Source organism: Pseudomonas meliae (assembly GCF_001400515.1).
In the GTDB taxonomy this organism is placed as follows: Bacteria; Pseudomonadota; Gammaproteobacteria; order Pseudomonadales; family Pseudomonadaceae; genus Aquipseudomonas; species Aquipseudomonas amygdali.
On the sequence record NZ_LJQT01000046.1, the window covers coordinates 1 to 3,044 of the forward strand.

The 3,044-nt window shown below is 58.1% G+C and carries 2 protein-coding genes; both read right to left on the reverse strand.

The window, feature by feature from the left end:
- Nucleotides 1–220 precede the first annotated feature (220 nt).
- Complete coding sequence (gene glmS / locus ALO64_RS02020) at nt 221–2,056, reverse strand: glutamine--fructose-6-phosphate transaminase (isomerizing) (protein WP_002555978.1); 1,836 nt, start codon at nt 2,054–2,056, stop codon at nt 221–223.
- A gap of 9 nt (nt 2,057–2,065) precedes the next feature.
- Nucleotides 2,066–2,833 (reverse strand): DeoR/GlpR family DNA-binding transcription regulator, encoded by a 768-nt coding sequence (locus ALO64_RS02025; protein ID WP_044344312.1) that lies wholly within the window; start codon nt 2,831–2,833, stop codon nt 2,066–2,068.
- Between the last annotated feature and the right edge of the window lie 211 nt (nt 2,834–3,044).

Consider the following 3,044-nt stretch of genomic DNA (forward strand, 5'->3'; position numbering starts at 1 on the left):
CCGGCTACTTCAGATCTTCCACAAAGGAACGCACCGTCTCCTCAGACTGAATAGCTAAGATCATTTGCTCGTCAAACCTTGAAGTGCGTTCCGAGCACGGTGGCCCGGAAAATCGTCACCGGCTCCTCAATCGGGGGGTTCGAAGGCGCCAGCGACAGACTTTATTTATTTCCGACAGACTTTATTTCGTAGCTTCAACCGCTTCCCCCCTGTGGATAACTCACTCCACCGTCACCGACTTCGCCAGGTTCCTCGGCTGGTCAACATCCGTCCCTTTCAACACAGCCACATAATACGAAAGCAGCTGCAACGGAATGGTGTACAGAATCGGTGCCAAGGCGTCGATGATGTGCGGCATGGCGATGACGTGAGTGCCTTCGCCGTTCTTGAGCCCAGCCAGCTCATCCGCGAACACGATCAGTTCGCCGCCGCGGGCGCGTACTTCCTGCAGGTTGGATTTGAGTTTCTCCAGCAGCTCGTTGTTAGGCGCGACGGTGACGACCGGCATGTCGGCATCGACCAGCGCCAGCGGGCCGTGTTTCAGCTCGCCAGCCGGATAGGCTTCGGCGTGGATGTAGGAGATTTCTTTGAGCTTGAGTGCGCCTTCCATTGCTACAGGGAATTGCGCACCGCGGCCGAGGAACAGGGTGTGGTGCTTCTCGGCGAACAGCTCGGCGACTTTCTCGATGGTGCCGTCCATTGCCAGGGCTTCGCCCAAACGGGTTGGCAGGCGGCGCAGTTCTTCGACCAGTTGTGCTTCAACGCCCTCCTCCAACGAACCTTTGACCTGACCGAGTGACAGGGTCAGCAATAGCAAGGCGACCAGTTGGGTGGTGAAGGCTTTGGTCGATGCCACGCCGATTTCCGGGCCAGCCTGGGTTAGCAGGGTCAGGTCGGATTCACGTACCAGTGAGCTGATGCCGACGTTGCAGATCGCCAGGCTAGCCAGAAAGCCCAGCTCCTTGGCGTTGCGCAGTGCTGCCAGCGTGTCGGCGGTTTCACCGGATTGCGAGATCGAAACGAACAAGGTGTCCGGCTGAACCACGACCTTGCGGTAGCGGAACTCGCTGGCCACTTCGACCTGGCAAGGGATGCCGGCCAGACCTTCAAGCCAGTAACGCGCGACCATGCCTGCGTGGTAGCTGGTGCCACACGCCACGATCTGAACATTGCGTACTTTGGCGAACAATTCGGCAGCCTGTGGACCAAATGCGTGGACCAGCACTTGCTGTTGCCCCAGGCGACCTTCGAGGGTGCGCTGCACGACCTTGGGTTGCTCGTGGATTTCCTTGAGCATGAAGTGACGGTATTCGCCCTTGTCAGCGGCTTCGGCGCCTTCATGGTATTGCACCACTTCACGCTCGACCGACACACCGTCGACATTCCAGATCTGCACGCTGTCACGACGGATCTCGGCAATATCGCCTTCTTCCAGGTACATGAAACGGTCGGTCACCTGACGCAGCGCCAGTTGGTCAGAGGCCAGGAAGTTTTCACCCAGGCCCATGCCGATCACCAGCGGGCTGCCACTGCGGGCGGCCAGCAGGCGATCCGGCTGCGCGGCATTGATGACCGCAAGCCCATAAGCACCGTGAAGTTCTTTCACCGCAGCCTTCAGGGCAACCGCCAGATCGGCGGTGTCCTTGAGCTTGTGGTGCAGCAGATGGACGATGACTTCAGTGTCGGTATCGGATGCGAAGACGTACCCCAGGCTTCTCAGCTGTTCACGCAGAGCTTCGTGGTTCTCGATGATGCCGTTGTGGACAACTGCCAGTTTATCGGCCGAGAAGTGTGGATGAGCGTTACGTTCACACGGAGCACCGTGCGTCGCCCAACGTGTGTGGGCGATACCCAGACGGCCGGTCAGCGGCTCGCCTGCCAGTGCCTGTTCCAGCTCACTGACCTTGCCCGAGCGACGTCGGCGCTCAAGGGTGCCTTCGTTGGTGAAAACAGCCACGCCCGCGCTGTCGTAACCGCGGTACTCAAGACGCTTGAGGCCTTCGAGCAAAATGGCCGTGATATTACGTTCAGCAACGGCGCCGACGATTCCACACATGGTTATCTCCTAGCTGACAGCAGCACAAATCAGATTGATGCCGCGGGCCTGTATCTGATCGCGAGCCTCGCTGGGCAGGCGATCATCAGTAATAAGGGTGTGGATACTGCTCCAGGGCAGCTCCAGATTGGGGATCTTGCGACCGACCTTGTCGGCCTCGACCATGACAACGACTTCCCGGGCGACTTCCGCCATGACCCGGCTCAAACCCAGCAGCTCATTAAACGTGGTGGTGCCACGAGTCAGATCGATGCCGTCGGCACCGATGAACAACTGATCGAAATCGTAGGAGCGCAGTACCTGTTCAGCGACCTGCCCCTGAAAAGACTCCGAGTGCGGATCCCATGTTCCGCCAGTCATCAACAGGACCGGTTCGTGTTCCAACTCAGTAAGGGCTCGCGCCACATGCAGTGAGTTGGTCATGACCACCAGACCAGGTTGCTGGCCCAGTTCAGGGATCAACGCAGCCGTGGTGCTGCCACTGTCGACAATAATTCTGGCGTGCTCGCGAATTCGGGAAACCGCAGCGCGGGCAATGGCCTGTTTGTAACGGGAAACCGGCTGGCTGCTTTCGCTGATCAGCTCGTGAGGAAGCGGCACTGCGCCCCCGTAACGGCGCAACAGCAAACCATTGGTTTCGAGGGCTGCCAGATCCTTTCGAATCGTAACTTCAGAAGTTTCAAAGCGTTTGGCCAAATCGTCGACGCTAACCCCACCCAGCTCATTGAGCAGGGCAAGAATGTTGTGGCGACGTTGTGGTGTATTGCGCTTCGACATGACAGCCTTAAGTTTCGTTTCGAAAGATAACGAAGGCAATCAAAACCTATTTTTTGGGCTTGGTCAAGGCCAGAGGGTTTGGCAGGGCATTTTCAATGGAGCTTGAGGAACGAGATTCCTGTAACTCTCGCTCCAGTGCTCCGCTCTCAGAAGTATGCATAGGCCAGCTGGACCAACCCGGAATGCATTTCGTGGGAGCGGACTCGTCCGC